Genomic DNA, 7062 nt, shown 5'->3' on the forward strand with positions numbered 1-7062 from the left:
CACGCGGGTCCGGCCACTCACGGGTGCTCGCCCGCGTGCGACCGCCCGTGCCCGCGTCCGGCCGCCGGGAATGCGGCGGCCGGGCGGGCGGTTGGTGCTCTGGAGAACCGTCGTGAACCCCTGGAGTGCCCCGTGCGTGTGGAAATCTGGTCCGACATAGCCTGCCCCTGGTGCTATGTCGGCAAGGCCCGTTTCGAGAAGGCGCTGGCGGCGTTCGCCCACCGGGACGACGTCGAGGTCGTGCACCGGTCGTTCGAGCTGGACCCGGGGCGCGCCAAGGGCGACGTGGAGCCGGTGCTCGGGCTGCTGGCGAAGAAGTACGGGATGAGCGAGGAGCAGGCGCGGGCGGGCGAGGCGAACCTGGCCACCCAGGCGGCCGGGGAGGGCCTGCCGTACCGGGCCGAGGGCCGGGACCACGGCGGCACGTTCGACCTGCACCGGCTGCTGCAGCTGGCGAAGGAGCGCGGACGCCAGGCCGAGCTGCTGGACCTCTTCTACCGGGCCAACTTCGCCGAGGAGCGGTCCGTCTTCGCCGACGCCGACGAGTACCTGGTCGAGCTCGCCGTGGAGGCCGGGCTGGCGGAGGACGAGGTGCGCACGGTGCTGGGGGACCCGGCGGCCTTCGCGGACGAGGTGCGGGCGGACGAGCGGGAGGCGGCGGAACTCGGCGTGTCCGGGGTGCCGTTCTTCGTCATCGACCGCAGGTACGGGGTGTCCGGCGCGCAGCCGGCGGAGCTGTTCTCCCAGGCCCTGACCCAGGCGTGGGGCGAGCGGTCGCCGCTGACGGTCCTCTCCGACGGGGACGCCTGCGGCCCCGAGGGCTGCGAGGTCCCCGCCCGCTGACGCGCGCGGCGGCCCGGGGAGGACGCCCTGCGGACGGGCCAGGACGCCACGTGGTCGGGACAGGACGCCCCGTGGACGGGACACGGACCGTGGCGGCATCGTGGGTCCATGCCGAACCTCGACGATGCCGCCGCGTCCGAATTCCGTCCCGGGAACCTCTTCCTGAACACCGCCGCCGTCGGGCTGCTGCCGGCCCGTTCCACGGCCGCCGTCCGCGCCGCCCTGGAGGACGCCGCGACCGGCCGTCCCGCCGACATCTTCGGACCGGTGGAGCAGGCGCGCGCCTCCTACGCCCGGCTCATGGGCGTCTCCCCCGGCCGGGTGGCGGTCGGCACCTCGGTGGCCGCCTACTCCGGCCTGATCGCCGCCTCGCTCCCCGCGGGCGCCGAAGTGCTCACCGCGGAAGGCGACTTCAGCTCGCTGGTCAACCCGTTCCATGTGCGCGGCGACCTGTCGGTGCGCGCCGTCGCGCTGGAGAAGATCCCGGAGGCGATCGGTCCGGGGACCGCGATGGTGGTCGTCAGCGCGGTCCAGTCCGCCGACGGCCGGCTGGTCGACCTGCCGGCGCTGCGCGCGGCCGCCGCGGCGCACGGCGCCAGGATCTGTCTGGACGTCTCCCAGGCGGCCGGCTGGCTCCCGCTGGACGCCGGGGAGTACGACTTCACCGTCACCGTCACCCACAAGTGGCTGTGCTCCCTGTTCGGCCTGGCGTTCCTGACCGTCCCGGAGGACTTCGGCGGGCTGCGTCCGCTGTCGGCCGGCTGGGTGGCGGGCGAGGAGCCGTGGGCGAGCTGTTACGGGCCGATCGGTGAACTGGCCCGCAGCGCGCGGAGGTTCGACGAACCGCAGAGCATGGCCCCGGTCGCCGCCGCGCGTTCGCTGGCGCTCTTCGAGGAGCTCGGGGTGGAGGCGGTCCACCGCCACGACCTGGCGCTGGCCGACCGCTTCCGCGAGGGGCTGGCGCGGCTGGGGCACGAGCCGCTGCCCTCGCCGGGCTCGCCGATCGTGTCGGTGCCGGGGCTGGGCGGAAGGCAGCCCGGACTGTCCGCGGCCGGGATCGAGCTCTCCGACCGTGCGGGCAGTCTGCGGGCCGCCTTCCACCTCTACAACAGCCCCGCGGACGTCGACCGTCTGCTCGACGTCCTGGCGCGCTGAGCGAGCGGGCCGCCCGGCGCGCCGGTGTTCAGCGCGCCGGCGCTCAGCGCACCGGGGTGAAGTCGCGGGCCCCGAGGAAGCCGGGGCGCCGCACCGGTGCGGCGAACGGCTCGACGGCCGCGTTCTCCACGCTGTTGAACACGATGAAGACGTTGCTGCGCGGGAACGGCGTGATGTTGTCGCCGGACCCGTGCATGCAGTTGCAGTCGAACCAGGTCGCCGAGCCGGCCTTGCCCGTGAAGAGCTTGATGCCGTGCTGTCCGGCGAGGGCGGTGAGCGCCTCGTCGGACGGCGTGCCGGCGTCCTGCATCTGCAGCGACTTCTTGTAGTTGTCCTTCGGGGTGGCGCCCGCGCAGCCGAGGAAGGTCTTGTGCGACCCCGGCATGATCATCAGGCCGCCGTTGGTGTCGAAGTTCTCGGTGAGGGCGATCGACACCGACACGGTCCGCATGTTCGGCAGGCCGTCCTCGGCGTGCCAGGTCTCGAAGTCCGAGTGCCAGTAGAAACCGGAGGCGCCGAAGCCGGGCTTGACGTTGATCCGGGACTGGTGGACGTAGACGTCCGAGCCGAGGATCTGCCGGGCGCGGCCCACGACCCGCTCGTCGGCGACCAGGTTGGCGAAGAGCTCGCTGATCCGGTGCACCTCGAAGACGGACCGGATCTCCTGTGTCCGGGGCTCGACGATCGAGCGCTCGTCGGCGCGGATCTCCGGGTCGCCCACCAGCCGTTCCAGCTCGCGCCGGTAGACCTGGACCTCCTCGGGGGTGATCAGCTGGTCGACCGCCAGGAAGCCGTCGCGCTCGAAGGCCCCGAGGTCCTGCGGCGGGATCGGGCCGGGCGCGTCGGGGGCGCCCCAGACGACGGGGTCCTGACGGGGCACCATCGCCTCCCGGGCCCCTCGGGTGGGGTACAGGTCGGTGAGGCCGTTGCCGGCGGGTGCGGTCGTCGCGGTGGACACGGTGCTCAGACCTCCTCGGTGATCAGCGGGTAGACGCCGTTCTCGTCGTGGTCCTCCCGTCCGGTGACGGGCGGGTTGAAGACGCAGATGCAGCGGAAGTCCGTCCTGGGCCGCATGGTGTGCTTCTCGTGGCCGTCGAGGAGGTACATGGTCCCGGGCGTGATCAGGTACGTCTCACCGGTGGTCTCGTCGGTGAGCTCCGCCTCGCCCTCGGTGCAGACGACGGCCTCGATGTGGTTCGCGTACCACATGGTCGTCTCGCTGCCCGCGTAGAGGATCGTCTCGTGCACGGAGAAGCCGACGCCCTCCTTGGCCAGGACGATGCGCTTGCTCTCCCAGGTACCGGTGGCGGCCTTCACATGCCGGTCGGTGCCCTCGATCTCCTTGAAGGATCGGACTATCACGGTGTTGTGCTCACCTCTCTGGTGATCGTTCGGCGGTCGTGCGGGGTGGTGCGACGGCGCGTCACGCCGTCTCGCGCACGGCCCGGTCGAGGACCCGCAGGCCCTCGTCCAGCTCGTCGGGCGTGATCGTCAGCGCGGGGAGCAGCTTGACGACCTCGCTCTCCGGGCCGGAGGTCTCGATGAGCAGGCCGTGGTCGAAGGCGCGGCGCGCCACCCGGCCGGCCCGCTCCTTGTCGTGGAACTCCAGGCCCCACACCAGGCCACGGCCCCGGTACTCCTTGACGTGGGGGCGGTTCTCGGCGGTGATCTGGGCCAGCGCCTGGTCGATCTGGAGGCCGCGGGCCAGGGTCTGCTTCTCCAGCGCGTCGCCCTCGGACCAGTAGGCCTCCAGGGCGGCGGTGGCGGTGACGAAGGCCGGGTTGTTGCCGCGGAAGGTGCCGTTGTGCTCGCCCGGCTCCCACACGTCCAGCTCGCCCTTGAACAGGCAGAGCGACATCGGCAGGCCGTAGCCGCTGATGGACTTGGAGACGGTGACGATGTCCGGGGTGATGCCCGCCTCCTCGAAGGAGAAGAAGGCGCCGGTACGGCCGCAGCCCATCTGGATGTCGTCGACGATCAGCAGCATGTCCTGCCGCTCGCACAGATCGGCGAGCGCGCGCAGCCACTCGGGGCGGGCGACGTTGATGCCGCCCTCGCCCTGCACGGTCTCCACGATCACGGCGGCGGGCTTGTTGAGGCCGGACCCCTGGTCCTCCAGGAGCCGCTCGAACCAGAGGAAGTCGGGGACCTTGCCCTCGAAGTAGTTGTCGAACGGCATCGGCGTGCCGTGCACCAGCGGGATGCCGGCGCCGGCCCGCTTGAACGCGTTGCCGGTGACGGCGAGCGAGCCGAGCGACATGCCGTGGAAGGCGTTGGTGAAGGAGACGATCGCCTCGCGGCCCTTCACCTTGCGGGCCAGCTTGAGGGCCGACTCGACGGCGTTGGTACCGGTCGGGCCCGGGAACATGACCTTGTACGGCAGGTGGCGGGGCTGGAGCACCAGGCGGTGGAAGGTCTCCAGGAAGGCGCGTTTGGCCGTCGTCGACATGTCCAGGCCGTGGGTGACCCCGTCGCGCTCCAGGTAGTCGAGCAGGGCCCGCTTGAGCACCGGGTTGTTGTGGCCGTAGTTCAGCGAACCGGCACCCGCGAAGAAGTCCAGATAGGCCCGGCCCTCCTCGTCGTACATGTGACTGCCCTGGGCGCGGTCGAAGACGGTGGGCCAGGCGCGGCAGTAGCTGCGGACCTCGGACTCCAGGGACTCGAAGACGGTCAGGTCGGGCTGGGTGACGGTCACGGGGTGCGACTCCTCGTGGGACGAAGGAAGGGGGAAGGGCTCGGGGCGTTGCCGCGCTGCGACGGCAGGGGGTCCGGGGCGCGTGGGCGGTCTCCGGTGCGTGTCCCCGGGGCTCACAGCGGGGCGATGCGGTGCAGCACCTCGGGGGCGTGGGCCTCGCCCTCGGCGGGGAACCGCTCCGCGGCGAACAGGACCTCGCGCGTCAGGTCGGCGCCGTGGCGGGCGGCGAAGGAGGCGAAGAGGCGCTCGGACGCCCGGTTGCCGGGGGTGACGGTGGTCTCGACGGTGTCCACGCCGAGTTCGCTGTCGCGGTCGACCCGGGCCACCAGCTCGTCGAGCATCCGGCCGGCCAGCCCGTGGCCGCGGTACCGCTCGTCGACGGCCACCTGCCACACCAGCAGGACCCGCGGGTCCTCGGGGCGGAGGAATCCGGTCACGAAGCCGGCGACCCGGCCGTCCTCGGTGCGGGCCACCGCCGAGGTCGAGGCGAAGTCGCGGCACCACAGCAGGTAGCTGTAGGAGGAGTTGAGGTCGAGCGTCCGGGAGTCACGGGCGATGCGCCACAGGGCGGCGCCGTCGGCCACGTTCGGGCGGTCGACGCGGAATCCGTCACGGAATCCGCCGGACAATTCCGGTGAGGCCGTCTTCGTCGTTGCCTGCGTCGTCTTCATCGTCGTCTGCGTCGTCGTCTGCGTCGTCGTCTGCGTCGTCTGCGTCGGGGCTGCTTGAAGGGCAGTCATGCGAATTGAACTTACCCAGCAGAAATAAGAAATGCATTCCCCCGCAGGGTTACGTGTCCGGACGAGCTGTGGTATCAGGCGGGCGTGAAGCGGGGCGAGGCAGGAGGCCGTTTTGCGTCATTCATGCCGGATCAATACGACAAAACGGACGCGGTGTGAGCCTGATTACATTGGCGTAACACTGCGCCGACACCCTCGGAAGACCCTCTCGATCTTCGCGGGATCTTGACGTTTGGTCCGCCGCTCCATGGGCATGAGCGAATAGGGAACGAGCGGTGCATCAGCCTTTCAATTCCACTATCCATTTCCCGGGGAAACGCTTTCGTGTTTCCCCGGATTTCACGTCACCGTCCTGGAGGGAGGTCCGGCCAGCGCGGGTCCCTTCCGCTGAGGCCGATCGCCCGGTCCACCAGCGGCGCCTCCTGCGGGACGGGGACGACGGGGCCGAAGACGGCGGCACGTTCCTCCTCCGGACCCTGCGCGGTCTCGGCGAGGAAGGCGTACGCCGACGCGAGCGCCGCGGGATCCGGGCGGTACTCCTGGCCGGTCGCCCGGGCCAGGTCCCAGCCGTGGACGACGAGTTCGTCGGTCGCCACCGCGCCGGCGGCGGCCCCCGGCAGCTCGACCCCGCCGGCCCGGGTCGTCCCCTGCCACGCGGACGGCTCGCGCCAGGCCTCGGCGAGTTCGCCGAGCACCTCGGGCAGCCGGTCGCGCCAGCCCGGCCGCAGCTCGGGGAGGGCGGTGTCCGGCGAGGTGTCGGTGGTGGGGCCGAACCGCTTGCGGGCGGCGTCCCGGAAGGCCGCGGACAGCCCTTCCAGGTGGGCCAGCAGGTGGCGCACCGCGTAGTCCGGGCAGGGGGTGGGGCGGTTGAGGGCGGTGTCGTCCACGCCTCGCGCCAGCCGCGCCAGCTCGTGCGCCTGGGGTCCGAGGTCGAGCGGTGCGCCGGTCATCGGGAGCCTCCGGTGAGGTGTGCCGTGGTGGGGTGTGCCGTCGCGGGGGAACGTGCCGCGCTCCTGCCCGGGCGGATCCCGCCGGAGGGGGGAATCCACCGTTCTCCCCCGGATCCCACCCGTCCGGCCCCGGTAAGGGAACGGTAAAAGCGTCCCGCTCGTTCTCCCTCACATGACCGCTATGACACCTGGCTCGAACATCCCGCTCAGCCCCGCCCGTGTGACGGTCGAGGTCGCCGCACCGGTGCGGCTGGACGTCTCGGGCCTGATGCTCACCGCCGACGGCAAGGTGCGCTCCGACGACGACTTCATCTTCTACAACCAGCCGGCCGGACCGGGCGTGACCTACCGCTCGGGCGGCGGGGCGGCTCCCGACGCCATCACCGTGGACACCGCCGCGGTTCCCCCGGCCATCGAGAAGATCGTGGTCACGGCCAGCCCGGACGCGGCGGGCCAGACGTTCCAGGGCATCGAGCCCACCGCCACCGTCCGCGACGCCGCCGACGGCTCCGTCCTCGCCACCTTCACCCCGCCCTCCCTCGGCTCCGAGACGGCCCTGGTGGTGGTGGAGATCTACCGGCGCAACGGCGCCTGGAAGGCCCGCGCCGTGGGCCAGGGGTACGCCGACGGACTGGCCGGCATCGCCACCGACTTCGGAGTCTCCGTGGAGGAGCCCGCC

The 7062-nt window shown here is 71.8% G+C and carries 8 protein-coding genes; 3 read left to right on the forward strand and 5 right to left on the reverse strand.

Annotated elements, in window-relative coordinates:
* Positions 1–132: 132 nt before the first annotated feature.
* Together HW445_RS14005 and HW445_RS14010 are read left to right on the forward strand one after the other, a co-directional pair.
* A complete protein-coding gene (locus tag HW445_RS14005; protein ID WP_180221351.1) occupies positions 133–843 on the forward strand; it encodes a DsbA family oxidoreductase in 711 nt (236 codons plus the stop codon).
* Between the two features lie 108 nt (positions 844–951).
* Positions 952–1998, forward strand: coding sequence for an aminotransferase class V-fold PLP-dependent enzyme (locus tag HW445_RS14010; RefSeq protein WP_180221352.1), 1047 nt, complete (start codon positions 952–954; stop codon positions 1996–1998).
* A 43-nt stretch (positions 1999–2041) separates the two neighbouring features.
* Here the strand turns inward: HW445_RS14010 and thpD are convergent, their stop codons facing one another.
* The 5 genes from thpD to HW445_RS14035 all read right to left on the reverse strand — a co-directional run bounded on the left by thpD (position 2042) and on the right by HW445_RS14035 (position 6383).
* Positions 2042–2881, reverse strand: coding sequence for an ectoine hydroxylase (gene thpD, locus HW445_RS14015; protein ID WP_180221357.1), 840 nt, complete (start codon positions 2879–2881; stop codon positions 2042–2044).
* 80 nt (positions 2882–2961) lie between these two features.
* A complete protein-coding gene (locus tag HW445_RS14020) occupies positions 2962–3360 on the reverse strand; it encodes an ectoine synthase (RefSeq protein ID WP_180221353.1) in 399 nt (132 codons plus the stop codon).
* 61 nt (positions 3361–3421) lie between these two features.
* Positions 3422–4693 (reverse strand): diaminobutyrate--2-oxoglutarate transaminase, encoded by a 1272-nt coding sequence (gene ectB, locus HW445_RS14025; RefSeq protein ID WP_180221354.1) that lies wholly within the window; start codon positions 4691–4693, stop codon positions 3422–3424.
* 113 nt (positions 4694–4806) lie between these two features.
* Entirely contained in the window at positions 4807–5364 is a 558-nt protein-coding gene (gene ectA, locus HW445_RS14030) for a diaminobutyrate acetyltransferase (RefSeq protein ID WP_180221358.1), read from the reverse strand.
* 413 nt (positions 5365–5777) lie between these two features.
* Positions 5778–6383: a TIGR03086 family metal-binding protein gene (locus HW445_RS14035; protein WP_180221355.1), complete on the reverse strand. Its 606-nt coding sequence runs from the start codon at positions 6381–6383 to the stop codon at positions 5778–5780.
* Between the two features lie 172 nt (positions 6384–6555).
* Between HW445_RS14035 and HW445_RS14040 the strand changes: the two genes are divergently transcribed.
* On the forward strand, positions 6556–7062 hold a 507-nt coding region (locus HW445_RS14040; protein ID WP_180221356.1), incomplete at its 3' end, for a TerD family protein.

The organism is Streptomyces sp. UH6 (genome assembly GCF_013421635.1).
GTDB classification, from domain to species: Bacteria; Actinomycetota; Actinomycetes; order Streptomycetales; family Streptomycetaceae; genus Streptomyces; species Streptomyces abyssomicinicus.